The sequence below is a fragment of the Sphingomonas sp. S-NIH.Pt15_0812 genome (assembly GCF_003951315.1).
Taxonomy (GTDB): Bacteria; Pseudomonadota; Alphaproteobacteria; order Sphingomonadales; family Sphingomonadaceae; genus Sphingomonas.
The window spans coordinates 54,455-78,099 of record NZ_QLJH01000009.1; the positions used below are offsets into that span (position 1 = coordinate 54,455).

General features: G+C 62.7%; 24 protein-coding genes. 10 read left to right on the top strand and 14 right to left on the bottom strand.

Features of this window, described 5'->3' with window-relative positions:
• Positions 1-89: 89 nt before the first annotated feature.
• From BRX43_RS07965 to BRX43_RS07980, 4 genes are read left to right on the top strand one after another with little or no spacing between them, the layout of a single operon-like run.
• The gene (locus BRX43_RS07965; protein ID WP_078462353.1) at positions 90-455 is read left to right on the top strand and encodes a DUF305 domain-containing protein; all 366 of its coding nucleotides are present in this window, start codon (positions 90-92) and stop codon (positions 453-455) included.
• 1 nt (position 456) lies between these two features.
• Positions 457-1,896 (top strand): YncE family protein, encoded by a 1,440-nt coding sequence (locus BRX43_RS07970; RefSeq protein ID WP_125994326.1) that lies wholly within the window; start codon positions 457-459, stop codon positions 1,894-1,896.
• Between the two features lies 1 nt (position 1,897).
• Positions 1,898-2,407: an RNA polymerase sigma factor gene (locus tag BRX43_RS07975; RefSeq protein WP_125994327.1), complete on the top strand. Its 510-nt coding sequence runs from the start codon at positions 1,898-1,900 to the stop codon at positions 2,405-2,407.
• Positions 2,404-3,174 carry an anti-sigma factor gene (locus tag BRX43_RS07980; RefSeq protein ID WP_125994328.1) on the top strand — a complete coding sequence of 257 codons (771 nt, stop codon included), beginning with the start codon at positions 2,404-2,406 and terminating at the stop codon, positions 3,172-3,174. Before BRX43_RS07975 ends, BRX43_RS07980 begins: the two co-directional genes overlap by 4 nt.
• Positions 3,175-3,225: 51 nt before the next feature.
• Here BRX43_RS07980 and BRX43_RS07985 read toward each other — a convergent pair whose 3' ends face one another.
• The gene (locus BRX43_RS07985; RefSeq protein ID WP_125994329.1) at positions 3,226-3,738 is read right to left on the bottom strand and encodes an MgtC/SapB family protein; all 513 of its coding nucleotides are present in this window, start codon (positions 3,736-3,738) and stop codon (positions 3,226-3,228) included.
• Positions 3,735-4,802 (bottom strand): molybdopterin-dependent oxidoreductase, encoded by a 1,068-nt coding sequence (locus BRX43_RS07990; RefSeq protein ID WP_125994330.1) that lies wholly within the window; start codon positions 4,800-4,802, stop codon positions 3,735-3,737. Before BRX43_RS07990 ends, BRX43_RS07985 begins: the two co-directional genes overlap by 4 nt.
• Positions 4,803-5,058: 256 nt before the next feature.
• Here BRX43_RS07990 and BRX43_RS20520 point away from each other — a divergent pair, with 256 nt between their 5' ends.
• Positions 5,059-5,460, top strand: a complete 402-nt coding sequence (locus BRX43_RS20520; protein WP_206433151.1) for a hypothetical protein — start codon at positions 5,059-5,061, stop codon at positions 5,458-5,460.
• Positions 5,461-5,543: 83 nt separating this feature from the next.
• On the opposite strand, the gene BRX43_RS07995 is transcribed toward BRX43_RS20520, so the two are convergent.
• The 11 genes from BRX43_RS07995 to BRX43_RS08045 form a co-directional block, all read right to left on the bottom strand.
• Positions 5,544-7,616, bottom strand: coding sequence for a catalase (locus BRX43_RS07995; RefSeq protein ID WP_125994331.1), 2,073 nt, complete (start codon positions 7,614-7,616; stop codon positions 5,544-5,546).
• Positions 7,617-7,729: 113 nt separating this feature from the next.
• Positions 7,730-7,969, bottom strand: coding sequence for a hypothetical protein (locus BRX43_RS08000; RefSeq protein ID WP_125994332.1), 240 nt, complete (start codon positions 7,967-7,969; stop codon positions 7,730-7,732).
• A gap of 31 nt (positions 7,970-8,000) precedes the next feature.
• Complete coding sequence (locus BRX43_RS08005; protein ID WP_061781382.1) at positions 8,001-8,990, bottom strand: malate dehydrogenase; 990 nt, start codon at positions 8,988-8,990, stop codon at positions 8,001-8,003.
• A 165-nt stretch (positions 8,991-9,155) separates the two neighbouring features.
• Positions 9,156-9,806: a DoxX family protein gene (locus BRX43_RS08010; RefSeq protein ID WP_082795162.1), complete on the bottom strand. Its 651-nt coding sequence runs from the start codon at positions 9,804-9,806 to the stop codon at positions 9,156-9,158.
• The gene (locus BRX43_RS08015; RefSeq protein WP_125994333.1) at positions 9,803-10,513 is read right to left on the bottom strand and encodes a putative DNA-binding domain-containing protein; all 711 of its coding nucleotides are present in this window, start codon (positions 10,511-10,513) and stop codon (positions 9,803-9,805) included. Before BRX43_RS08015 ends, BRX43_RS08010 begins: the two co-directional genes overlap by 4 nt.
• Complete coding sequence (locus tag BRX43_RS08020; RefSeq protein WP_241214847.1) at positions 10,500-11,309, bottom strand: DUF692 domain-containing protein; 810 nt, start codon at positions 11,307-11,309, stop codon at positions 10,500-10,502. The genes BRX43_RS08015 and BRX43_RS08020 overlap by 14 nt, the downstream gene beginning before the upstream one ends.
• Positions 11,310-11,326: 17 nt before the next feature.
• Positions 11,327-11,623 carry a hypothetical protein gene (locus BRX43_RS08025; RefSeq protein WP_061781379.1) on the bottom strand — a complete coding sequence of 99 codons (297 nt, stop codon included), beginning with the start codon at positions 11,621-11,623 and terminating at the stop codon, positions 11,327-11,329.
• Between the two features lie 18 nt (positions 11,624-11,641).
• Positions 11,642-12,655, bottom strand: coding sequence for an MBL fold metallo-hydrolase (locus tag BRX43_RS08030; RefSeq protein ID WP_241214848.1), 1,014 nt, complete (start codon positions 12,653-12,655; stop codon positions 11,642-11,644).
• Positions 12,656-13,352: 697 nt separating this feature from the next.
• Positions 13,353-13,775 carry a hypothetical protein gene (locus BRX43_RS08035; RefSeq protein WP_125994335.1) on the bottom strand — a complete coding sequence of 141 codons (423 nt, stop codon included), beginning with the start codon at positions 13,773-13,775 and terminating at the stop codon, positions 13,353-13,355.
• A gap of 516 nt (positions 13,776-14,291) precedes the next feature.
• Positions 14,292-15,461, bottom strand: coding sequence for a hypothetical protein (locus BRX43_RS08040; RefSeq protein ID WP_125994336.1), 1,170 nt, complete (start codon positions 15,459-15,461; stop codon positions 14,292-14,294).
• A 633-nt stretch (positions 15,462-16,094) separates the two neighbouring features.
• Complete coding sequence (locus BRX43_RS08045) at positions 16,095-16,316, bottom strand: hypothetical protein (protein ID WP_061781375.1); 222 nt, start codon at positions 16,314-16,316, stop codon at positions 16,095-16,097.
• A 127-nt stretch (positions 16,317-16,443) separates the two neighbouring features.
• On the opposite strand from BRX43_RS08045, the gene BRX43_RS08050 reads away from it, so the two are divergent.
• The 5 genes from BRX43_RS08050 to BRX43_RS08070 all read left to right on the top strand — a co-directional run bounded on the left by BRX43_RS08050 (position 16,444) and on the right by BRX43_RS08070 (position 20,950).
• Entirely contained in the window at positions 16,444-17,025 is a 582-nt protein-coding gene (locus BRX43_RS08050) for a DsbA family protein (protein WP_164523562.1), read from the top strand.
• 84 nt (positions 17,026-17,109) lie between these two features.
• Positions 17,110-17,982: a LysR family transcriptional regulator gene (locus BRX43_RS08055; protein ID WP_061781373.1), complete on the top strand. Its 873-nt coding sequence runs from the start codon at positions 17,110-17,112 to the stop codon at positions 17,980-17,982.
• A complete protein-coding gene (locus tag BRX43_RS08060; protein WP_125994337.1) occupies positions 17,979-19,130 on the top strand; it encodes a TDT family transporter in 1,152 nt (383 codons plus the stop codon). Before BRX43_RS08055 ends, BRX43_RS08060 begins: the two co-directional genes overlap by 4 nt.
• An 89-nt stretch (positions 19,131-19,219) precedes the next feature.
• Positions 19,220-20,455: a molybdopterin-dependent oxidoreductase gene (locus tag BRX43_RS08065; RefSeq protein WP_125994338.1), complete on the top strand. Its 1,236-nt coding sequence runs from the start codon at positions 19,220-19,222 to the stop codon at positions 20,453-20,455.
• A gap of 12 nt (positions 20,456-20,467) precedes the next feature.
• Positions 20,468-20,950: a hypothetical protein gene (locus tag BRX43_RS08070; protein ID WP_125994339.1), complete on the top strand. Its 483-nt coding sequence runs from the start codon at positions 20,468-20,470 to the stop codon at positions 20,948-20,950.
• A gap of 147 nt (positions 20,951-21,097) precedes the next feature.
• On the opposite strand, the gene BRX43_RS08075 is transcribed toward BRX43_RS08070, so the two are convergent.
• Positions 21,098-23,395 carry an AAA family ATPase gene (locus BRX43_RS08075; protein ID WP_125994340.1) on the bottom strand — a complete coding sequence of 766 codons (2,298 nt, stop codon included), beginning with the start codon at positions 23,393-23,395 and terminating at the stop codon, positions 21,098-21,100.
• Positions 23,396-23,645 lie beyond the last annotated feature (250 nt).

Consider the following 23,645-nt stretch of genomic DNA (forward strand, 5'->3'; position numbering starts at 1 on the left):
AATTGGCTCACCCATGGAATAAGCCCCGACGAGCATCGTCTACGCTTTCGAGACTGATGCGCCGGAGGCTTATGCATAGACGAGATTGGATGCTGGGTCTGACTGCTTTAGCCCTGCTCACCGGCGCAGCCGCGGCCGCCCCCGCCGATGGCTACGCCAGCATGGTATCTGCCGCGATGGATCGGATGATGGCGGGCATGATGGTCAAGCCGTCCGGCGACGTCGACCGCGACTTCGTCGCGATGATGCTTCCGCATCACCAGGGCGCCATCGATATGGCGGTGGCAGAGCTGCGCTACGGCCATAACGAGCAGCTCAAGCGCATTGCGCAGGAGATCATCATCGATCAGCAGCAGGAGATCGCCGCCATGAAGTTGGCGATCGGTCAGCCGCTACCCCCTTCGACGCCAGCCCCGACGCAGGGCGGCGACCACCACAGCCATATGGAGCACTGACATGATCCGGACATTTATGCGCTCGGCCGCCTTGCTGATGAGCGCCGCACCGGGCCTCGCCATGGCCCAGCAGGCGCCGTGGAACGCCAAGGACGTGCCTGTCAGCCACCGCGACCGCGTCTATGCATCCGAACAATTCTCCAACACGGTGTCGGTGACGGACCCGGCCGACAACCGGCTGCTCGGCGTCATCAAACTCGGCGATCCCCAGCCGATGAACTTCTCGCCACTCTACAAGGGGCAAGTGTTGGTTCACGGCCTCGGCTTCTCACCGGACGGGAAGACCCTCGCGGTCGTGTCGATCGGATCGAACGCCGTGTCGTGGATCGACACCGCCACCAACACCGTCAAGCACACGACCTATGTCGGGCGCAGTCCGCATGAGGCGTTCTTCACACCGGACGGCAAGGAGGTCTGGGTCACCGTCCGCGGCGAGGACTATATCGCCGTGCTCGACCCTACGACGTACAAGGAGACGGGCCGCATCAAGACGCCCGGTGGTCCGGGTATGACGATCTTCTCGCCCGATGGCCGATACGGCTATGTCTGTTCCTCGTTCAATCCGGTGCTGGCCGTGTTCGATGTCGCGACCCACGCGCAGGTCGGACAGGTGGCGCAGCCAAGCCCCTTCTGCCCCAACATCGCCGCGACGCCGGACGGCAAGCAAGTGTGGTTTACGCTGAAGGACATCGGCAAGACGGTCGCATTCGATGCTCGGCCACCCTTCGCGATCCTGAAGGTGCTGGATACCGGGCCTATCACGAACCATGTCAATTTCGCCCGCACGGCCAAGGGGCAGTTCGCGTATGTGACGGTCGGCGGAGAGAATGTGGTCAAGGTGTTCCGCACGTCCGACTTCACGCCGGTGGCAACAATTCCGGTCGGCAAGATGCCGCACGGTGTTTGGCCATCGGGCGACGGCCGGCGCGTTTATGTCGGGCTAGAGAATTCCGATGAGCTGGCCGCGATCGACACTGCCGGCAACACGGTCGTCGCTACCGTGCCGGTCGGACAGGCACCGCAGGCGATCGCCTATGTGTCGAACGCAGTTCCGACAGGCCCCGGCACCGACAATCTCCAGCCGCTCGGTACGGCCGGCAAGGCGGTGCATCTGACCATGGGGCCGGTTGGCGGCAATGGTGCGGCAAGCAGCATTACCTTATTCGACCAGGGCATCATTCAGGTCGTGCAGAGTGCCGTGACCGGTTTGCAGCCGAAGAAGTCTTACATGCTCGTGCTCACCGCCAACGCGGATGGCAGCGGCGCGGTAGAGCCGCTTGCGAACTTCATGAGTAACCCGGCAGGTGCGGCGATCGTGAATGCGTCGGGTCCGATCCGGCAGATCGTGCAAGGCAGCACCGCGGCACCCCGGCGTTTTCTGGCGGTCGCCGAGGTAGTGAATGGCGCACCGGGCCGCATCGTGCAGGTGCAGCGCGACTGAGATGGACCCGCTTGCTGCCGCGATCGAGCCCCTGATCCCCGGTTTGCGCCGCTATGCCCGGTCGTGGTTGCGCGATCGGGCGATGGCGGATGACGCGGTGCAGGATTGCCTTGAGCGCGTAGTCGGGCGCTGGCGACAGCGACGCGGGGTGGAGGTGCGCCCGTGGGTCTATACGATCCTGCACAACCTGTTGGTCGACCATCAGCGGCAGCATAACCGGCGAGGCACGGCGGTTCCGCTCCACCTTGTGGACGACGCTGCGCTCGGCCGCCCGGCCGATCAGGATACAGGCCTGCACCACCGCGACCTGCTGGGCGCGCTTGATGCGTTGCCTGAGGAACAGCGAACGGTGCTGCTCCTCGTCTCGGTCGAGGGCCTGCCCTATGCGGAGGTCGCGGCCGTCGTCGGCGTGCCGCTGGGCACGGTGATGTCGCGCATATCGCGGGGGCGCGACCGTCTGGCGACGCTCCTCCGGGAGGGTGAACGTCCGCGATTGAGGAGCGTGCAATGACTAGCCCGATCGGCGAGGACGATCTGGCCGCGTGGATCGATGGCAGACTGTTGCCCGAGCGGCAGCGTCTGGTCGACGCCTACCTTGAAGGCCAGCCGGACCTGCATGCCCGTTTGCGGGAGCAGGCGGAGCAGGCGCGAGCCCTTGCATCGCTGTTCGCTCCCATCGCGGATGAACCTATTCCGGCGACGATGCGCGTCGCAGCCATCAGGGGACGGCAACGCCAACCGCGTTGGCAACTCGCCATCGCCGCGTCGCTTCTCCTGGCGGTCGGGTTTGGCGGGGGCTGGTCGAGCGCGCGTTGGAGCGGCGAACCTCGCGCGGGCATCGCGGCGCTGGCCAACGAGGCGAGTGACAATTTCCGTGTCTATGCCGCCGACCGGATCCGACCGGCGGAAATTGGCCCCGACCAGCGCGCCATGCTGATCCGGTGGACCTCCGCCCGACTGGGTGAGCGCGTGACCATCCCGGATCTCAGCACAGCCGGCTATCGCTATGGCGGGGGGCGATTGGTCGCGACGCCTCACGGCCCTGCGGCACTGCTCCTCTATGATGGACCGCAAGCGTCGAAGCTTGCGGTGCTGACGAGGCCTATGCAGATCGACAAGACCGCGAGCATGACCAGCACGTCCAGCGGGACCATGGGCCGGGTAACATGGGCGGTCGACGGGATCGGCTACAGTGTGGTGGGCGAGCGGCCTGCGGCCGAGCTGCATCCGATTGCCGATGAAGTCCGGCGGCAGGCCGATGCTGCGCTGGTGTCCTGACAGCGCCTTGCCGCTTCCCTGCGCCGACGGGCACTGGGCTGGCCAGCGCGATCACGGCTTGCGCTCGGCATCCTTCCTGTCGGCCTCGGCCGGCGTCAGCCTGGCGCGCTCGCGTATGCGGCGTTCCAGCGGCGCTCCGACGAACAGGACGAGCATTGCGAGGCTCACCCCGCCGACGATGAGCGGCCACACTGCCAATCCCGCTGCCGCGCCGATCGTGGCGGTGACCCAGATGCACGCGGCGGTCGCCAAACCATGCACTTCCTGACCCTGGCCGACCCGCAGCACCGCACCGGCACCGATGAAGCCGACGCCGGACAGAATGCCCTGCATCGCCCGTCCTGCGGCATCGGCGTTCACGTTCGGCAAGCCACTATGCACGATCGCCTGCACGGCGATGCAGCTCGCCAGACCGACCAGACCCAGCGTTCGCAAGCCCATGATCTGCCGGTTCTCGCGCGAGCGTTCCCAGCCGAGCACCATCCCGGCCGCAGTCGCCACCACCAGCCGCCCGATCGCGTCGATCCAGAAGCCGATGTCCGATGCCGCTGACGCTTCGATCATTCGACCAGCACGTGCACGTGATGCCAGGCGGTGCACAGATAGCCGGCGAAGTTCCACATCGTGTCCGGTCGTTCGGGCTGACCCTGTCCAGCCCCGTCAAAGGCGCGCACGACAAGGTGCTGGCGCCCCTTCGCGAGCGTGGCGTCGAGGGTCCAGCGCCGCCAACCCCAGTGCGTCTCCGGATCATCGGCAAACGTCGCCTGTTGCCAGTCGCGACCACCGTTTACCGACACCTCGACGCGCGAGACGCGGCGCTCATAGGCGATGGCGTAACCCTCGATCCGCACCTCCCCGGCCGACAGAGCATCACCCGAGGCTGGCGAGCAGATCGCGGCGTTGAGCGGCATGGCATTGATGGTCAGACCCTGGCTCCAGTCGACGGTGTCGCTCGTCACATCGGCGGGAAAGAGCTTGTAGTCGTGCGACTGGATCGGTGCGTCGGAGGGTGCGTCGCGCACCTCGATCCGTGTCAGCCATTTGGCGCTGCGCACGCCGGCATAGCCCGGTACCACCATGCGGAGCGGGGCACCGTGTTCGGGCGTCAGCGGCTCGCCATTCATCGCCCAGGCGATGAGGACGTCGGGCTCCCGCGCCTTGCTCATGGCGATCGATACCCCGAACAAGGCTTCCTCGCCCTCCACGTCCACCTCGTCCGCGCCGGTAAACGCCACGAACAGGTCGGACGCATCCGGCGCACCGACGGCATCCAGCACGTCGGACAGTCGTACGCCGGTCCACTCCGCATTGCCGATCGCGCCAACGTCCCACGGGTCGCCGGACGTTTTGGCGACCTGCTGGAGATCCGTGCGCCGGTTGCCGGCGCACTGGAGAACTGCCGTCACCGTGCGCGTGGCAAACGTGCTCTTCAGCTCCTGCACCGAGAAGGAGCGGCTCGCCATGCCCGTCCCGCTCACTTCGATCCGATGATCGGCAGGCAGATCAGGCACCGCACCATGGCTGCGCACATAGAACAGCGCCTGCGGCGTCAGGAACCGCTCGATCAGCGCGCCGGGCGTCGGCTCGGCGTTGTAGGGATCGGATTTGCGCTCGATCATATCAGTCATGGACGAACCAACGCCGCAAGCGCGCGGATCGCTTCAAATATCGGAGGTCATCGCAGATGAAGAATTGTTGATCGTTCCGATATGCAGATTGGAACGAACGCATCAAACGGTTAGTCGTCTTGATCAAGACGCGCGATATATGCGCATGACCCTGGAGTAGCTCAGAATATTCGTCGATGTCCCGGAGTGCGAATACGTCATCAAAGCAGCGGAGGCGCTGTCCCAGCCTAGCATCGAGGCTGTTAAGCCATCGGCGGTGTACGATGTGGCGACCCTGCCGGAGTCGGCGGCGAATGCCGAGCGTGGCATCAGTCAACTCATCGCGGGCGCACTCGCTGACGAGAGCGACGGACCGCCGGACGAACGGTTTAATCGCCGTACGATGGATGTCGATCGGCAGGGCCCACGCTTCGCAGTCGCTTCAGTAACAGTTAACCGCGACGATAGGCCAACCTGGCTGGACGTCATTACCGGACGTCGGGTAGCAGGCTCGTTCAGCTTAGCCGACACGCTCGATGCCAAGGCGCCGGGTAACATTAGCGCTTCGCGTGCCGCGCACGTCTCCGTGAAACTGGCCACTGACCGATGGCGGATTGGGCAGGCGCTGGCGGTGCTCTTGCAGCGGCTGTCGGCATCGCACTGGAGGACACGGCATTAGGCTGCACGTCGTTCGACATGATTGGGCGGCGCAATTCCTAAACTAAACGGCCCCACGCCATGAGACGTAGGGCCGTAAAGCAGTCAGGCGAGAAGACGCACGTCGGACTCACGCTTGTAGAAGCGCTTTGCTGCAGCTTCCAGAAAATCGTGATCGACGTCGACCACGCCATCGTCCGGCTCGACGCCGGCTTTCTCGAGCAACGGCTTCGTCGCTTCGGTCATACCGATCGCCTTGAGATGCCCGAAGGCATCCATGACGAACTGAATGGCCGGCCCCTGCTTCAAGAGTGAAGCGCATCCCTCCTCGTTCACCAGGATCGCGACAGCATCGAAGATCTGGCTTGGGGTACCAGCCAGCTGCCCATCCGCCTTGCGCTTACTGCCGTCAGACAAAGTGATGCCGATCTTTGGCGCGACGATCACCGCCTTGCTCTTCTCGGCCTCGATCGCCGCGACGAGCTTCGCCAACCCTTCGGCGTTCGTACCATCGGCGATGAGAATGCCGACGGCGCGACCTTCAAGAACAGGCTTCATGTTCTTGTGGATCGACAGTGCATCCGAAGGCGGCATGTCGATCGTCGGCCGGGCAGCCGGCGTGGCCTCGGGAAGATCGATCCCGAGCCCATCGGCGACCCGGCGTGCCAGGTCCTCGTCGACGTTGCGCAGATTGGCGACCATGCGCGCAGGCACCTTGTCGAGCAGCCCCACCTTCGACAGCTCGAAAACATAGGCCGACGCGATATGCGCCTGCTCGCTTTCTGTTTGCGAACGATAGAACAGCCGGGCCTGGCTATAGTGGTCGGCGAACAGCTCGGTGCGAACCCGCAGCTTGTCGCCCTCCTCGTCCGCGCCGGTCGCCGCGTTGGTCGTGACGAACCCGCGCTCCATGCTCGCGCGCGGGCCACCTTCCTCGCCATGCTCCGCCAGACTGTTCGGTTCGTAATTCGCACGTCCCTTCGGCACCCGCGTCTGCATCAGGCCATCGCGCTGGAAGTTGGCAAAGGGACACCGCGGCGCATTGATCGGGATCTGATGGAAGTTAGTCGTGCCGAGCCGTGACTTCTGCGTATCCAGGTAACTGAACAGACGCCCCTGCAGCAGCGGATCGTTGGTGAAATCGATCCCCGGCACGATGTTCGTCGGCAGGAATGCAACCTGCTCGGTCTCCGCAAAGAAATTGTCGGGATTGCGATTCAGGGTCAGCGTACCGATGACCCGGACGGGAACGTCCTCCTCAGGTATCAGCTTGGTCGCATCCAGCACGTCATAGGGCTGAGCCTCGGCGAACGCCTGATCGAACACCTGGATGCCGAGATCCCATTGCGGAAAAGCGCCCGTATCGATTGCCTCCCACAGGTCGCGCCGCTGATAATCATTGTCAGCGGCCTGGAGCTTGTTTGCCTCATCCCAGATCGTCGATTGAAGGCCCAGCCGTGGCTTCCAGTGGAACTTGACGAAGCTCGATCTTCCTTCCGCGTTGACGAGCCGGAAGGTATGGACGCCGAACCCCTCCATCATGCGGAACGAACGCGGCAGTACGCGATCCGACATTGCCCACATCAGCATGTGGGTCGTCTCGGGCATCAGCGACGCCCAATCCCAGAAGGTGTCGTGAGCAGTCGCCGCCTGCGGATAGGCGCGATCGGCTTCCATCTTCACGGAATGGATCAGGTCGGGGAACTTGATGGCGTCCTGGATGAAGAACACTGGGATATTGTTGCCGACGAGGTCCCAATTGCCTTCGCGGGTGTAGAACTTGACCGCAAAGCCGCGAACGTCGCGCGGCGTGTCCACCGAACCGGCTCCGCCCGTCACCGTCGAGAAGCGGACGAACACCTCGGTCTTCTCGCCCTTGGTAAATACCGCAGCCCGTGACAGATCGCTGATGTCGTCCGTCGCTTCGAATACGCCGTGGGCGCCGGATCCGCGCGCATGAACAATTCGTTCCGGTATACGCTCGTGATCGAAATGGAAGATTTTTTCACGCAGCACGAAATCCTCGAGCAGCGTCGGACCCCGCTTTCCAGACTTCAGGCTGTTCTGATTATCGCTGACGGGAACGCCGTGATTGGTGGTCAACACGTCATCCTCGCCGAGCGGCTGCTGGTGCGGCTCGCCGCCGTTACCGAATTCGGTCTTGCGTACGTCGGTCATGAAGCACCTCAAGTAGCTGGATGAAAAAGAACGATCTCAACCGTCCGGGGGTTGCTCGCAAATCGACACGATCGTAGCGCGTGAGGGCGAACAAGGACGTCGTACGGACCGTATCAGGCGGGGGCTCGGATAATCTCGATTTGATCTGATCGCCGTGAAAGCGGATCGTCGGACGGCAGGTTGTTCGTCATGCTCCCACCATCATTGAAAAGCGAGGCGCGCTTGGCCGAGTAAAGGGCAGCCAACCGAAGGCGCGCTGCCCGTGCACATTCGTGAACGGAGGACATAGCCAGCGTTCGCTCCGCGCGTTCGCGCCGCGCGAGATAGGTTTGTTCGTCCTTGATATCTTGCATGATGCCTCACTCCTGCATGACAAAAACGTCGTTATTGCTTGAGCAACAGTGACACCGCATCGCGTTCCTGCACGAGTTCAGCAACGCTACGTTGGATCATGATGTGCTGGAAATCGTCGAGCCGCAGCCCTGATACGCGCTCGACCGATCCGGGTGAGCAGATCGCTGGCACGCCGCACATCAGCCCCTGCGGAATATCGTATTCGCCGGTCGAAGACAGGCCCATCGAAACCCAGCGTCCGTCCGAGCCCAGCAGCCAGTCACGCATATGATCGAGCGCCGCGTTGGCGGCAGACGCGGCCGAGGATGCGCCGCGCGCCTCGATGATCGCGGTGCCACGCTGCGCCACTTGGGGGATCATCGTATCGGTACACCATTCTGGGTCGCCGATAATACGAGGTAATGGCTCCGCGCGAACCATCGCATTCGTCCAGTCAGCATACATGGTCGGCGAATGGTTGCCCCAGACCGCGAGCTGCTCGATCTCGCCCACGTTGACGTTTGCCTGTGCCGCCAATTGACTGGCAGCGCGATTGTGGTCGAGCCGGATCATCGACGTGATGTTGTCGCGGGCAAAGCCTGGAGCATGTTCGGCCAGAACCCAGGCGTTGGTGTTAGCCGGGTTGCCGACGACCAGCACCTTCGCCTCACGCTTTGCCGCACGATCCAAAGCATGGCCTTGCGTGCGGAAAATGGCAGCATTGGCGGCGAGCAGGTCGCGGCGCTCCATACCCTTCGAGCGGGGTCGGGATCCAACCAGGAACGCAGCATCGATGTCGGCGAATGCGACGTGCGGATCGGCTGTGACGTCGACGCTGTCGAGCAGTGGGAACGCGCAGTCCTCAAGCTCCATCACAACGCCCCAGACCGCCGGGAGAGCTTGCTCGAGGTCGAGGAGCTGAAGCCGGACGGGTTGATCGGGACCGAGGAGGTCGCCGCGTGCGATCCGAAACAGGAGAGCGTAACAGATTTGACCAGCGGCGCCGCTAACGGCAATCCGGACGGGAGTCTTGGCTGACATATTGAAATCCTTGAATGAAGCCTGACAAGGAAGAAGGGGGAAGAGCGGAGATCGTATTGCAGCCCGCTCTTCACCGTTAGGGTGTCTCGTCTCGAAAGTAGGCGTGTCAATCTGCGTAGACGATTGTTCGGCCGCCTTGATTGTTGGTCCAGGAAACCCCGTCGATTATGTCAGCAGCGGCGAACCGGTTGGGCGTACAAGCGCCGCATCGCCGCATTCAGGCGTCAGCCAACCAAGCAGCCGCGGCTGCTTGTGCGCCAGCCAATAGTCGATGCTGAAGAAGCGTCCGCCGCCATAGAACAGCAGCACCGCCAGCATGATGACATAGGTGACGGTGAATTCGATCCCATTGTTCAGAATAATTGGATCGCCCAGCTGAGTGATGTAGTTGAACCGACCGGGGAAGTTCTGCGCCAGCCATTCCATGAAACCCTGGAAGCGAAGGGTCGATTCCGCCGTCTTGCCCGCGATCGCGGCCCATCCATGCGACCAGTGGACCGACAGACCGGCGACCGTCATGGTTACCATCAGCGGGATCGAGATCAACCGCGTGAAAAGGCCAAGCGCGAGGCAGATGCAGCCCGCTGTTTCGGTTGCGGTGGCCAGTGTCGCCATAAGCAACGGGGCGGGCATGTTGAGCCCGCCCTGTGCCGCGGGTGCACCAAACCATTGTACTAGCGCGGAGAAGCCCGTCAGTTTGGCATGGGCCCCTTCATAGAAAATCGGGATCAGATAGAGACGGATCGCAAGCAGCGGCAGGAAGTCGAGGAGCTGGACGCGACGGAACGCGGTATTCAGCCAGCGGAAGATCATCATCGGGAAGTGTCCTTCTGATCGGCAAAAACGAGAAGCTGTTTGGCAAGGCCTTGCCCGATCCAGTCGGGTACCAGCGGTAAGAGGGATGGTTCGACGGCTTCGGCCAGTCCTCGCGATGTCATCGCCTCTTCCTGCTCCAGGCGGTCCAGCAGCAGGCAGTCGCTGACGGTCAGCGGGCGGGTGAGGACATGATGCTCGCGCGTCCGGTACACCCCGTGCGGACGCGGTGGCGCGGGTTTGAGGCTGTCGTTCGCATCGATGAGCGCGGGATCGAACGGCAGCATGACCACGCGCAGCGTAGGATTGGCCGTGACCGGCCCAGCCGCATCGGTGCTCCCGGCGGCATCGTCCGACAGCGCCGCCGGGTCGATCTCCACTTGGAGCAACACCCATTCATATTCGATGATGGGCATCAGCGCAGACGGCAGCACCGGCTGCCCTTGGACGAACAGCACGAATTCCGTGGCGATCTGGTGGAATTGCGGCCGGCTGGCGGGATGTGCGGCGACGAATGCATCCGCCGCCCTGACCACCACGGCCTCGCCTGCCATGCGCGCCACGGCAGGAAAACTGCTGCGGATGGCTCCGGCGACATTCTCGCGGAGCAGTTGCCCGTACAGATCGCTGGGATCGCGCCGCGCCTGGCCCGCAAGGCCCGCCACCTCCTCGCGCAGCCGGGCGGGCGCAGCCGCGTCAGGCGAGCGCATGGGCCGGCTCCGCCATGGCCGCCTGCACCGCCGCCACCTCCCCAGCCAGCTCGTCGAGCGAGGGCACGAAATTGTCGCGCTCTAGCAGCAGCGGTCGTGCCCCGTGGCACTGCCACACCGACCGGCCGAGCGCGATCACCGCCTCGGCGACCGGCGTGCCATGCGTGTCGAGCAGCGTGCCGTCCTCCAGTTCCAGATGGCCGGCGATATGGTAATAAGCGATCGCGTCGGACGGCAGCGCGGTGACGAACGCCAGTGCATCCTCGTGATGGTTGTGCGCGTTCACATAAGCGTTGTTGATGTCCAGCAGGAGACCGCAACCCGACCGCTCGACCAGCGCCGAGATGAACTCGGCCTCCGGCATCTGGTCCGGGAAGCCATGGTAATAAGAGATGTTCTCCAGCACGAGTCGGCGCCCGGTCGCCTCCTGCACCTGGTCGATGCGATCGGCCAGATAATCGAGGTTGGACGCTCGCCGGGGCACCGGCAGCAGGTCGTAGAGATAGCCGGTCTCGTCGCGCGACAAGCTGAGGTGATCGCTGTACAGGTCGATACCGTAATCGTCGAGAAAACGCCGGACATCGGCCAGGAATTTCCGGTTCAGCGGTTGCGGATCGGCGATCGACAGGCTCAGCCCGTGCGCTACCAGCCGGTAGATGTCCGCGAGGCGGTCGAGCTGGTCGCGCTTACGTCCGCCGAGCCCGAGCCAATTTTCCGGCGCGATCTCGAGGAAATCGATGTCGCCCCGCCGGGGCTGGTCGCACAAGGGCGCGACCAGTTCCGGACGAAGGCCCACGCCGCGGGCGGTGGCTCTCAGCGGCCGCATACGCCCTCGGCCAGCCGGTCCTGGCTGGTCTGCGCGACCTTGTATCCCTTGCCGCTCAGGCCGCACTGGCCGTCGCGGGCGCGGACCAACTGGCCGCTGGGGTCCTGCTTCAGCTTGGTCTGGGCATAGATTTTTTCCGTGCCGCACTTGCCGCTGGCGCATTTGCCGCCGCCGTGCGCCGCCGGGCTGGCGGTGGTGGTCGCGGCGGGTGCGGCCTCTGCCGCCTGCGCCGCGCTGGCGGCCAGCGAGGTGACGGCGATGCCGAGAATCAGTTCACGCTTCATGACAACAACTCCTTGGGGTCAGCGGGACAAGGGGAAACAGGACAGGTCGCGTCCCGCGGCGACCGGGCCGTGGTAGAAGCCGCGGATGATCTGGATGTTGTGATCCTTGTCGCGCAGCGACCGGCCCATGAAGTGGTCCAGCACCAGCATCCTGGGGTGCGTTGCCGCCGCGATCTTGCCCACCACGGTCGGCGGGGCGTGCAGGAAGCGCGAGGCGGTGTCGGCATCGTCGTCGATCGCCGCCGGCATCGTCAGGATGTCGGCGCCACGCGCGAAGTCCAGGAACTCACGCCGGCTGCCGTTCTGGTCGGCGGACAGCACGATCACGCCCTTGGGCGTTTCGATGCGAAAGGCGAGGGCGGGCACATCGCCATGCGGGATACCGAGCGCGGTGATGGTCACGCCGTCACCGCGCCACACCAGGGTCGGCGTTGGTTTGGCGACATTGACGTCGAAAGCGTGAACGTCGAGCTTCAATCCTTCACTGGCCGAGGACAGACCAGACAGGTAGGCGAACGATCCCCGCCCTTTGCCGAACTCGCGCTGGAAGAACCCGGTCATGCTGGGAAAGTTGGTATTGCCCGTCGGGCCGACCAGCCTCACCGCATGGCTGTTGGCGAGGAAATAGCCGCCCTTCAAGATCGCGGGCAGATCGGCGCTGTGATCCGTGTGGAAATGCGAGATGCCGATGAAATCGAGGTCCTCAAGCCGAGCACCCGACTGGCCGTAGCGCAGGTACGTGCCGCCGCCGGCATCGATCAGGATGCGAGCCTTGCCATTGATCCAGATAATTGCCCCGGACGATGCGCGGGCATCGTCGGAGATCGGTCCGCCCGAACCAAGCAGCTGCAGTGCAACGCCGCTTGTCCCGCATTGCGGGGCCTGCTGCGCCATCGCCGGCGATGCCATGGCCAAGACAGCCGCCATGGGCAGGCTACGCAAAAGCTTTTTCATTGGAGGGATCCTTGATGCTCCGGGAGCGCCATTGCCGAGCCGGGTTTTCACATCGGCCACGGAGAGCTGCACGGTCACGGCGGAGGAGGTTGAAACCATGACACGGGGATGCCCCGACGGTTTAAATCAATCCAACCGTTTGATTTGATGGTTTAGATCACGGATCGAGATCGGTTACGGTGACCGTTGAAGTTCTAAGCTGGAAACCATCGGCCACCACCGTAGCGCTTCAGCAACGCGCAGCAGATGCAAGGCGCCGACGGCATCCACTATAAGCGAGGCGGCGACATAGTCCGACCTCGCACATCCCGAATTGCATGACGCTGGGGAAGGGAACTTTGAGGGAAAAAAGCGGTCAGCACCGCATAGGCCATGGTGGGCCCGATCACCGACCCAGCCTTGGCCGAAAACACCGATTAATTTGTGCCGAACTGGTAAGATATAGCGTTGCCCAATACGACATCAATGCCGAAGGCAACTGCAAATATCTTCATGCGATAACTGAGTAGATCGCGATAAACTCGTAGACCGGTCAGAAGCTAAGCGTGTTGGGGACGAGCATGTAGCGGACGAATCATGTCGAGAAATTCGTAAAAATGAAATGTAACACCTCCGTGGACGCGAATTGGGCGCGGGCCAAGATCACGGGTCGAGCTGTTCCCGCATCTTACCCACTACCTTCAGGCTCATCCCGTCACAGGAGGGTGCCCGCTCCGACCAATCTCCGCCGTTTGCGGCAGCCTGCGGACGGCTCCGCAGACGCTGTGCGATCACCCTACCCCATTTGCGACACGCGGGCGATGATCCCGATGACCGCAGCCAGCACCGCCATGCAGGCCGGCAGAAACAGCATCTGGATCACCGCCTGTCGCCCGGTGACGACGTCGTTCAGTGTTTCGACCGGACCGGCCAGGAATTCACGAAAGCTGCGCTGGCGCTCCCCCGGCATGGCGGCGTCAGCCGCCAGGATGCCGCCGACGATCAGCCCGAAATAGACGATCATCAGCACCGTCACCATCGTCATCACCAGTCCGGCCGACGTGTCGCGGGCAAAGAAGGTCCAGAAGCTGGTGAGCATCGTCGCGTAGATACCGACCAAGCCGAGCAGTGCGCCGGGGTGAACGCCGCGCGAGGCGACGCCGGGCGCGGTGCGCTCAATCGCATCGTAGTCGTCGACGTCATGCACCAGCGTCAGCATCGGACGCGGGATCAGGTCATCGGCGGACACATCATGGTCGACCTGTCGGGGCAGCGTTGCCATCGTTCGAACTCCATTCTCGGCGGGGCGCGAGATGCGCGACATCGCGATGAGAAGATGGTTGAACGTCTCACATCAGTCCAACTGATCTTACTTTTCAATCCAATCTGAAAAGGAGATTTATGACTGTCGACGTTAAGGACGCGGCTGGTTATGATGGTAGAACCGCACTGATGTCCTTCAAAGTCATAATGGCATCACCGGCGATAATTATATCTACCACCAGCGATAATGGGCAATCCTCAAAATCCATTACCACCCGGCGTATTTGGCCCAGCACCTACGGCACGGCAAGCAGTTCATAGAGTATAGACTATTCTGACCTGAAACATCACCGGGTGCGCCCCGGCAGATCAGCAAATAACAAATCGCACCACGGCACTACTGAGGACAACTTATCCGAAGATTAGTCCTTATGGAAAATATTTCTTGAAGAGTGAAAGACGTTGAAAATGATTAACGCACTGATAAGGTACGCCCTTCATCGCGTACGAATGGGGCAAGATTGGCCAGACCTTTACCCGATCGGACGGCACCAGGAACATAGATAAGGCTTTGAGCATCGGTACTGATCGGAATCTCCGACGCCATGGTGTACGTAAGCGTGTCGATCGTCGCGAGCTTGTCAGTTCCGGCTAGGCTAACATAGATCCTCGTACCATCGCCAGAGGGCCAAACCGCAGTTGGAGGTGCTTGCAGCGGGACGGTCGTCACAGCCTCCAGGCTATCGGTTCTATAGACCTTGATCGCAGGTACATCGCCACCAACGCCGACATACGCAAAAGAATCATCCGCGCGCTGGGCGAAGTTGAGGGCGCCTGCCGCCGGGCCAGTTTTTATCGCCTCGCGCACCGCAAACGGCGGCTTGGCAGCAAAAACCGTGGTCGTGCCGCTGTCGCGGCGTGTCGCCCAGATCTGTTTACCGTCTGGCGACACTGCGATTGCTCCCTCTCCATCGCCGATGCTGGCAACATTTCCGACGATGCGCCGATGCGCCACGTCGATGACCATGATGGACGGCATTTTAGTGAGCGACACAAAGGCATAGCGTCCGCTAGGCGACAGGATGGTAGCGCCCGCTCCGCCGTTCGCTGGAATACGAGTGATCTCTCGCGCAATTTTAGGGTCTACGATCGCGATGGCATTTTCATCGCCGAGCGAAACCCAGAGTTCGTGCCCGTTGGGTGTAAACGCGACGGCGGTCGGCGAACTCTTGAACGCGACCCGGCCGCGTTTCGTGTTAGTAGCCAGATCCACAAACGTAACGCCTCTCGTCGCTGATGTCGATATGGCCAACGTCCGCCCGTCACGCGTCGCAGCCATCCGTGGGACGTTCAGGCTGAGAAAGGGTGTTTTGACAATTGCGCCCTTCGAAAGGTCGATCGAGCCCAATTCACTGCCCGCGGCAGGATCGATGACGGCAATGTTCGTCGATGTCGGATCGGACACGTAAATCCGGTCCTGATGACTTAGATCGATGTCCGGCCTTGACCATGGCGACTGAACCGCCATGAGATCAGCTGGAAAACTATCTGCAACGGGCGCGGCCCAATAGGCCTGAGCGGTTACCGGGAGTGGCGCTGCTGACGCCAACATCGCGGCAACCAGAACGATTGCAGCTTTCATCGTTTGATCCTTATCGCAGATCCAGCGGGTGATCGTGCCGGTCCGATACCGTTAGATCGACCGATATGCCCCTCGCGTCCAACGCGTGGTCACGATGGTTTCAATACACAATCGTGATCAATTATCGCCCATCATTCCGGCCAGCCGATTGTAGCGGCCATGTTCAACCATTGGACCGATGAACGTGTGACAGTGATCCATACGCGCGGGGTCTGACAAGTTTGGCGGCAATGAAGCTGCTACCCGGAATTATTTTCGGTCAGGGAGCGTTCGTATTCCATGGGGAAAATGCGGATGCGGGGCATGTAGTTTGCGACCCGAATGAAGCCACACCGCCATTATTCGGATGACGAACGAGCATTAGGTTTTACAGTGTTCGACAAGCCGAGTACGACGATCATCGACGCTTTGCTTTAACTGAGCATCTCGGCCATCCTCTCTCATAGGAAGTGAGATACACGTTGCGAAGCGGATCATATTACAAGCAAGACAGCACAATTTTTTGCCTCAAGACATGAACCCGGCACAAGAATATATTTGACGAGCGAACTGGTAGAATGCGGCTCACGTTTCGACGACTAGGCGGCACACGTGCCATCATCATTTTTGATTGATCCCTATAGTCAGCGTCCCTTAGGACACCTCATCTGCTCGATTCAGACTGGCGGGATGGTAGGAGTAGCGCGTAATCATCCTCTCCGCGCCGACCAGCTCGACGTCGAGCATCGTTAATATAGAGTTGACGGCATTAACGATCTGGGCATCGTTCGGCCCTTCCGTCATCTGGCAAATAGGCAAGTGTCCTGCCCGCCAGGCGGGCGCAAAGGCGGGAGCCATCAGCCGCGGCGCGGTCATGCGGGTCAATTCATTGCCGTTGATCTAGATGGCCGAACGTCGTGTGCGGCGCAGGCCGATCGGAACGATCACCGATCCTGTTTGGACCTTTGACGCGATCGGCGGCTAGGCCATCGTCATGCCTACGTTGACCCAAGCCCTGGCCGCCTGCGCGATAATACTCACGACCGCGTGCAGCGAAGCGATCGTCCCGTCAGCAATATCCTCAAATGACGCGAACGTGCCGATCGCTGGCCCCCGTGACGCCACAACCGTCGTCAGCGTCTTTTCGGATTACCGATGTGGGCATTGCCGCGCGTTCCATGCGGTGCTCGATGGCTTCCGCCGCGACAACCCAAATGTCCGCATCGTCTATCGTGACTGGCCGGTTCTGGGTTCGGCGTCCAAGGAGGCAGCGCGCTGGGCGATCGCCAGCGCGATGCAAGGCCGCCACGCTGCGTTTCACGATGCGCTGATGGCTGCACCGAAGGAGATGAGCGTAAACGATCTCTCGCAAGCTGCGGCGCATGCCGGGTTGAATATGGACCGCCTTCGTCGCGATCTCGTCTCGCGGGAAGACGCGATCGATGCGACCTTGCGCGAAACCGACGCTCTGGCGCATTCCTACGGCCTGCAGGGTACGCCGGGGATCGTCATCGGCAAGCTGGTGATCCCAGGCGCGATCGACCGGGCGATGCTCGACCGCGCAGTTGCCACGGTACGCAATTAATCATGAAATTCGATCGGAACGAACCGATCAACGAGATGGATAGATTGTTTAATCAAGCCTAACATCGGCGTCAGGAGATTGATCATGACGCTGGAGCAATTGAGAATATTTGTCGGCGTGGCCGAGCGTGAACACGTTACGCGTGCGGCCGAGGCGCTGAACGTCACGCAGTCCGCTGCTTCCGGCGCGGTTGCGGCCCTCGAAGCGCGCTACGGCGTTCCGCTGTTCCACCGCGTCGGGCGTGGCATCCAGCTGACCGAGGCAGGCCGAGGCTTTCTGGAAGAAGCGCGCGCGGTGCTGGGGCGGGCAGCGCATGCCGAGACGATGCTGGCGGACTATGCCGGGCTTGCGCGTGGATCGTTGCGGATCGTCGCAAGCCAGACGATCGCGAGCTACTGGTTGCCCGCAAAGCTCGCCGCCTTCCACGAACGCCACCCGCAGATCGCGGTCGAGCTGGCGATCGACAACACTGAGGGTGCAGCAGCGCAGGTCCTGAGCGGCGCGGCCGAACTCGGCTTTGTCGAGGGCGAGGTGGACGAACCGGCGCTGGCGCATTGGATCGTAGGGCGTGACCCGATGGTACTGGTCGGCCGCGAGGAAGCCGAACGCATCGACGATGCCTGGCTGCGCGCTGCACGCTGGATCGTCCGCGAGCAGGGTTCGGGCACGCGCTCGACCTTCGAGGACGTACTGCGAACGCGCGGGTTTGATCCGGCTCAGCTGACGGTAGCGATGACGCTGCCGTCGAACGAGGCGGTGCGTACCGCGGTCGAGGCCGGTGCCGGCGTCGCTGTGTTGTCGCGATTGGTCGTCGCACGCGCGCTTAAGGCCGGCGATCTGGTCGAGCTGCCGCTTGGGTTGCCCGATCGCGCCTTTCACGCGCTGCGCCACAAGGAACGCTATCGCACCCGCGCGGCCGACGCGCTGACGGACCTCATCAAGGAGCAGGTCGCATGACTGCCGACACCCCCTCGGTCCTGACCGGCCTCAAGCCGCTCAGCCGGCTTGACCATCCGCGCGAGATGATCCGCCAGTTCACGCCCAACTGGTTCGCCGCGACGATGGGCACCGGTATCCTCGCGCTCGCGCTGCCGCAGGTGCCCGGCATCGGAACTGCGTTGAAGCCGGTCGGCGAGATGTTGTGGTTCTTCAACATCGCGCTCTTCGCGCTGTTCGCCGGCCTCTATGGCGCGCGCTGGGTGATGTTCGGGCACGAGGCGAGGCGCATCTTCGGGCACAACACCGTGTCTATGTTCATCGGGACCATCCCGATGGGCCTGGCGACGATCATCAACGGATGCCTCGCCTTCGGGATCGCGCGGTTCGGTAACGGCATCGTGCCGGTCGCACACGTCCTGTGGTGGATCGACGTCGCCATGTCGCTCGCATGCGGCGTGCTCATCCCGTACCTGATGTTTACCCGCCACGAGCACAGCCTGGACGGCATGACCGCGGTATGGCTGCTGCCGGTCGTCGCTGCCGAAGTGGCGGGTGCCAGCGGCGGGCTGCTCGCGCCGCATCTGGTCGATCCTCACGCGCAGATGGTGACCCTTGCGACATCCTATGTGCTGTGGGCCTATTCGGTGCCGGTCGCGTTCGGCATCCTCGCCATCCTGATCCTGCGCATGGCGCTCCACAAGCTGCCGCATGAGAGCATGGCGGCATCCTCCTGGCTGGCGCTGGGGCCGATCGGCACCGGGGCGCTGGGTATGCTGGTGCTCGGGGCCGATGCGCCGGCGATCCTCGCGGCGCACGGGCTGGCCGGTGTCGGTACCGTCGCGCAAGGGATCGGCGTCGTCGCCGGGCTCTGCCTGTGGGGTTTCGGCCTGTGGTGGCTGGCGCTCGCGACGCTCATCACCATCCGCTACTGGCGCGCCGGCGTGCCGTTCAACCTCGGCTGGTGGGGCTACACCTTCCCGCTCGGCGTCTACACCGTCGCCACCTTCCGCCTCGGCACGACGCTGAACCTGATGTTTTTCGGTATCGTCGGCACGGTGCTGACGGTTGCGCTCGCGGCGATGTGGCTGCTGGTCGGTGCCAAGACGCTAGCCGGTGCATGGCGGGGCAACCTGTTCGTCTCGCCCTGCATCGCCACCCCGAACTGATCCGCTGTGGTGATCGGATCAGTCGGTCCGATCACTTGCAGAACGCCCCTTCGATCCGCCAGCGTGGCTGGCCACAGGAGAGCCTTGTCATGGACAATTTCGACGCCGGGCTGGCGAGTGAGACCAGCCGTCGCCGCTTTCTCAGGCATGCCGCCCTCGGCAGCGCCGGCCTTGCCGCAGCACCTGCGCTGGCGCAGCAGCTCGTCGACCTGAAGCTGCCTGGCGGCAATTCCGAACGGCCGATGACCAGCGCCTTTCCCGGCAAGGGCAGCATGATCCTCCAGCGTGTCCATCCGCCCTTGCTGGAGACGCCGATGGACGTGTTCGACAAGTCGGTGTTCACCCCCAACGACCAGTTCTTCGTCCGCTGGCACTGGGCCGACATCCCGACCTCGATCGATGTCGAGACTTTCCGCCTCAACGTCTTCGGCCACGTCAACCGACCGCTGTCGATCAGCCTCGCCCAGCTGCTGCGCCTGCCGCGGGTCGAGATGGCGGCGGTCAACCAATGCTCGGGAAACAGCCGTGGGCTGTTCCAGCCGCGTGTCGCCGGCGCACAATGGGGCAACGGCGCGATGGGCAACGCCAAATGGCTCGGCGTGCGCCTGCGCGACGTGCTCAATCTCGCCGGGGTCAAGGCAGGCGCGGTACAGGTGCGCTTCGGCGCTCTCGATCAGCCGGTGGTCGCTGGCGCCCCTGACTTCGAGAAGGCGCTCGACATCGACCATGCCCGCGACGGCGAGGTGATGATCGCCTTCGGCATGAACGGCGAGCAGCTGCCGCTCCTCAACGGCTTTCCCTGCCGGCTGATCGTGCCGGGCTGGTACTCGACCTATTGGGTCAAGATGCTGAACTCGATTGAGGTACTGCCCGGCCCTGACGACCAGTATTGGATGGCCAAGGCCTACAAGATACCGGCGACGCCCGGCGCGAATGTCGCGCCCGGTGCCAAGGACTTTCCGACCGTTCCCATCAATCGCATGATCCCGCGCAGCTGGATGACCAGCCTGCCCGATGGCCAGGCGATAGCTTATGAGGCGTCGATCCCGGTCGGCGGGATCGCGATGGGCGGCGACTGCGGCGTCGCCAAGGTCGATGTATCGTCGGACGGTGGCCGGACGTGGTATAAGACTACGCTCGGCGCGGACGAGGGCAGGTACAGCTTTCGCCGCTGGGACGGGCGGGTGCCGCTCCGGCGCGGGCCCAACCCGATCATGGTGCGCTGCTGGAATACCAACGGTGTCGCCCAGCCGATGAAACCGATCTGGAACCCGGGCGGGTTCATGCGCGGCAACATCGAGACCACCACCATCATCGCGGCCTGAGGAGCGAGTAGCATGAAGACCCCGTCTCCCGGCATCATGGCCGCTGGCCTGATCGGCCTGACCGGCATTATCCTGGTCTCGATCGGTGCGCCGAGCAGCCGCAAGGCGCCTGCCCCGATCTCCGAGACATCCGAGCCGGCGCCGCCCGCCAGCGTCTCAGCCCACGGCTTTTCGCTCGCCTCGACCAGCGTCGACCTGCCGGTCGATGACGCGACCTACCCCGATGGTCCGCACGCCGACGTCATCAACGCCAACTGCACTTCGTGCCACTCGGCAAGCATGGCGCTGACCCAGCCATCGCTATCAGCGGATCAGTGGAAGGCGACCGTCACCAAGATGCGCGAGGTGTACAAGGCGCCGGTGGCCGAAAAGGACGTAGCCGCGATCGTCGCCTATCTTACCGCTATGCCGAGCCAGAAGGCGGCACCCGCAACCGGCAAGGCGCAGGATCCCGACCCCAAGGCGGCTCCCGATGTCTCAGGTGGAACCGGGTAAGCAAACCTCTCGCATAAGCCAAAAAGGCGATTTCAACAGACGAGCGGCAGCCTTCAGTAGGACTTTTCAACAGCCACAGTAGCTTTTTGGTAAAACTCTAGAAAACCACGGCTGCGTGGACTCAATCCCCGACGTCAGCCGTGCCAATCAGCCGCAAAGGCTCTTCAGCCGTACTAGGTGCTTAGCGTCGACCTCCTCCATCATGGCGAAAAGCGTGATCGCCGCTCCCCGGGTTTCTTCCAGCGTCATTGTCGAGAACGACAGCAGGTCGTCGACGTTGTCAGAATGGGACTCGACCTGGGTGAGACGTTCGAGCGCGGCCAGCTTCTCCCGGTCGAGCGTCGGATAATCCTTACACAGCTTCTCAAGCTGGCTTGGAAGCCCCCCGCCCCCCGGACATTTGAAGGCAAGAAACACATCCAGCACGCGCCGGAGCACGTTGGGGATCATGTAGCCATGATCGTCGTAGGCGTCCGGCCTATCCACGAACCGCAGCACGTGACTGAACAGGAAGTGATACTCCGAGTCGTACTCGCGAAGCAGCTTCGACATTTCTACTATGGTCGATGTGCGTCGATCCTGCCCTTCCGCGACCGTGACGTCGATGAAAAGGAAGGTGGCGGTCGGATCCACGCCTTGCCGCGGCTTGGCCTTGCTCTTCCAGGCCTTCCTGAACTCGTTCATGCACTGAAGATTGTGGGTGAGGATGAAGACCTGTGAGGCTCCTTCCAGCCGGGTTCTCACGAGGGAGCATGCGAAATTCAATGCCTTCGTATCCAGGCTGGAAACGGGATCGTCCACGACTACAATGACGTCCTTCAGCTTCCGATTGTCGGCTGCGATTGAAGATAAAAAGTATGAGATCGCAATCGCGGTCTTCTCGCCTTCGCTCGGGACTCCGCTGATCGGTCGGCTGTGCCGCTGCAGTTCGTAACCTTGCTCTACCGGGGCGATCGTCAGCTCGCCGTGGCCGAGGTATGCAGCGATTAGCTTGTTGATCACGCCGGCAGCCGGTCCGTGCGTCCGGACGCGCTCGCGCAGCTCGCCTGCCTTCCTCCGCAAATCTGCCGCGCTATCGATCTCGTCCTTCAGCTTGTCCGACGCCTGGGCCAATTCCGCAACCGCCTGCGCGTAGTCGCCGCGACCCTCGACGACGAAATGGCGCCGGATCGACGTTTCGGCCGCCTCCTTGTGCTGGACGAAGTCGACGACGGACTGATTGTGACCTGCAATCGCCTCGTTGGCCATCGTTACACCCAAAGCCAACCGCTCGGCGGTGGCAACCACATCCCGTTCCGGGATGACGGCTGACATGTCAGCAGGCGTCGCCGGCCGCTCCAGCTTCGCCATAAGGGCCGTCTGCAGCGTTCCAAGCTGCTCCACGAGAACGTGAACCTCCTTGGCGACGCTTTCTCTGACATCCTTGAAGCTGGACCTGACTTCCGCCACGAGATCGCCCGCGGCAGGCAGCTGAACTTCCAATTGGCCCAATGACTGAAGCAGCGTTCTGAGCCTCTCGTCAGTCTTGGTCAGTCGGGTCACGAACGCGTTGACACTGTCATCCAAAGCGTTGGTCAGGAGCGACCGTCTCTCGGAAGAAATCGAATTGCCGCAGAGGAGGCAATCGGCGAGGCCGTGAGCCTGGTGGTACTCATGCCCCTCCTTCAGCCATAGGAGCATGTCTGGGTGCTCCTGCACCTCGGTAAGCGCGACTGTTGAGAGCGACTGACCGCAAACCTCGGCAATGAAGCGATAGGCCGTTTCGATCGTCCCCTTGTCGAATGAAACCGGTTCGAGGCGAGGCATCGGTTCGTCCATCTGGCGGATGTCCTCGGCCGCCTTCAGCTCGTCGTCCGTCAATGCAGGTCGATCATCGTCCTTCCACGCCTCGTAATCCCTCGCGAGATTTGGTGCTTCATACTTGCGGTTGCCCAGGTGGAGGCGGGAAGCAATCGACTTGGCGCGTTCCCTCTTCAAGTTGGCGAACATCTTATCGGCCGCCCTCTCCGCTGCGGCTGCCGCCGCCTTCCTCGTGTCGGCCTTTACGATGTCCCCCTCGATCTTCGTGAGTTCGGCGGCTGCCTCCGCCTGATCGGCACCGATGTAGAAGACGGGATTGGCTCGCCCGGCGGCCCACTGCAGGTTTCGCTCGATGTAATCGGAATTGAAGACCAGCACGCGCTGCTCCAACCCATTCGGCCTGGTCGGGCAGCCGAACGCCGTGTCGTCCTCCAGCGTGATCTCGAACGCGCCCCCCTCCGGGAGCTTTGGGTGGGCCTCACCGGCCTCGAGGCTTGCGAACAGACGGGAGAGGGTACTCTTCCCCGATCCATTGAAGCCGTAAACAAGATTATAGCGCCGGAACTGCAGAGACGGCGAGCGTGGGCTACGGTCCGCGTAGATCCCCATCCCATTCAACGACTTGATGTTCGTGATGACTCCCATGACCCGAGTTCATGCTCCCGGTCATTCATTGTCAATCAAGGAATTGGGGGTGCGCTGTTAGCGACGGGACGAGGGCGGAACGGTGGAAAGCCACCTGAGGTCACACTGCCGAAAAGCGTGACCGCAATTTCCAAGGGGGTTGCGACGCAGGCGGTCCAGTGCGAACAGACTGCTGTCCCCCGACGCGGGCTCCTAACCAGCCTCGCCTACCCGCTGAACAAAGGTGCGGTTCTCGCGGAGAGCTGCTCGA

Bases quoted from the DNA above. Each gene is read 5' to 3' on its own strand.
- BRX43_RS07965 (WP_078462353.1), top strand. From the start codon at position 90: ATGCTGGGTCTGACTGCTTTAGCCCTGCTCACCGGCGCAGCCGCGGCC.
- BRX43_RS07970 (WP_125994326.1), top strand. From the start codon at position 457: ATGATCCGGACATTTATGCGCTCGGCCGCCTTGCTGATGAGCGCCGCA.
- BRX43_RS07975 (WP_125994327.1), top strand. From the start codon at position 1,898: ATGGACCCGCTTGCTGCCGCGATCGAGCCCCTGATCCCCGGTTTGCGC.
- BRX43_RS07980 (WP_125994328.1), top strand. From the start codon at position 2,404: ATGACTAGCCCGATCGGCGAGGACGATCTGGCCGCGTGGATCGATGGC.
- BRX43_RS07985 (WP_125994329.1), bottom strand. From the start codon at position 3,738: ATGATCGAAGCGTCAGCGGCATCGGACATCGGCTTCTGGATCGACGCG.
- BRX43_RS07990 (WP_125994330.1), bottom strand. From the start codon at position 4,802: ATGACTGATATGATCGAGCGCAAATCCGATCCCTACAACGCCGAGCCG.
- BRX43_RS07995 (WP_125994331.1), bottom strand. From the start codon at position 7,616: ATGACCGACGTACGCAAGACCGAATTCGGTAACGGCGGCGAGCCGCAC.
- BRX43_RS08000 (WP_125994332.1), bottom strand. From the start codon at position 7,969: ATGCAAGATATCAAGGACGAACAAACCTATCTCGCGCGGCGCGAACGC.
- BRX43_RS08005 (WP_061781382.1), bottom strand. From the start codon at position 8,990: ATGTCAGCCAAGACTCCCGTCCGGATTGCCGTTAGCGGCGCCGCTGGT.
- BRX43_RS08010 (WP_082795162.1), bottom strand. From the start codon at position 9,806: ATGATGATCTTCCGCTGGCTGAATACCGCGTTCCGTCGCGTCCAGCTC.
- BRX43_RS08015 (WP_125994333.1), bottom strand. From the start codon at position 10,513: ATGCGCTCGCCTGACGCGGCTGCGCCCGCCCGGCTGCGCGAGGAGGTG.
- BRX43_RS08025 (WP_061781379.1), bottom strand. From the start codon at position 11,623: ATGAAGCGTGAACTGATTCTCGGCATCGCCGTCACCTCGCTGGCCGCC.
- BRX43_RS08035 (WP_125994335.1), bottom strand. From the start codon at position 13,775: ATGCTGACGCTGGTGCATGACGTCGACGACTACGATGCGATTGAGCGC.
- BRX43_RS08040 (WP_125994336.1), bottom strand. From the start codon at position 15,461: ATGAAAGCTGCAATCGTTCTGGTTGCCGCGATGTTGGCGTCAGCAGCG.
- BRX43_RS08045 (WP_061781375.1), bottom strand. From the start codon at position 16,316: ATGACCGCGCCGCGGCTGATGGCTCCCGCCTTTGCGCCCGCCTGGCGG.
- BRX43_RS08055 (WP_061781373.1), top strand. From the start codon at position 17,110: ATGACGCTGGAGCAATTGAGAATATTTGTCGGCGTGGCCGAGCGTGAA.
- BRX43_RS08060 (WP_125994337.1), top strand. From the start codon at position 17,979: ATGACTGCCGACACCCCCTCGGTCCTGACCGGCCTCAAGCCGCTCAGC.
- BRX43_RS08065 (WP_125994338.1), top strand. From the start codon at position 19,220: ATGGACAATTTCGACGCCGGGCTGGCGAGTGAGACCAGCCGTCGCCGC.
- BRX43_RS08070 (WP_125994339.1), top strand. From the start codon at position 20,468: ATGAAGACCCCGTCTCCCGGCATCATGGCCGCTGGCCTGATCGGCCTG.
- BRX43_RS08075 (WP_125994340.1), bottom strand. From the start codon at position 23,395: ATGGGAGTCATCACGAACATCAAGTCGTTGAATGGGATGGGGATCTAC.